Annotated in this window: 1 protein-coding gene; it reads right to left on the reverse strand. The window is 47.3% G+C overall.

The annotated features are described in order from the left end of the window. On the reverse strand, positions 1 to 497 hold a 497-nt coding region (locus tag E1958_RS19815), incomplete at both ends, for a cation diffusion facilitator family transporter (RefSeq protein ID WP_133513392.1).

Consider the following 497-nt stretch of genomic DNA (forward strand, 5'->3'; position numbering starts at 1 on the left):
CTTGCACTAAAGTGCATAGTTTTGGACTAGCGGGCTGGGACAATAAAATGGGACTGGTTTCTTTCAATAAGATAAATGACCAACGGGTTATCACCAAAGCACCGATGATGCCCATGATCGGATCGAGCCAATTCCAACCGAATAGCTTTCCGGAAAAAAGTGCCACGATTGCCAATAATGAGGTCAGGGCATCGGCCAAGACATGAAAATAGGCCGCCTTCAGATTATGGTCATGGTGATGATGTTCATGAGCATGACCATGATGACCTTGCAAAATATAAGCACAGGCAATATTGACAAGCAAACCGAGTATCGCCACCCCGATGGCTTCATTGAAGTGAATAGCTTGCGGGTCGAATAGGCGCTGTATCGATTCGACGGACATGACCAAAGCGACCACGAATAGCGCTGTGGCGCTTGCGAATCCGCCCAGGACGCTTACCTTGCCGGTGCCAAAAGTGAATTGCGGATTATTTTCATGTTTTCTGGCGTATTTA

Origin of the sequence: Candidatus Thiosymbion oneisti (genome assembly GCF_004359955.1) — a bacterium.
Classification (GTDB): Bacteria; Pseudomonadota; Gammaproteobacteria; order Chromatiales; family Chromatiaceae; genus Thiosymbion; species Thiosymbion oneisti.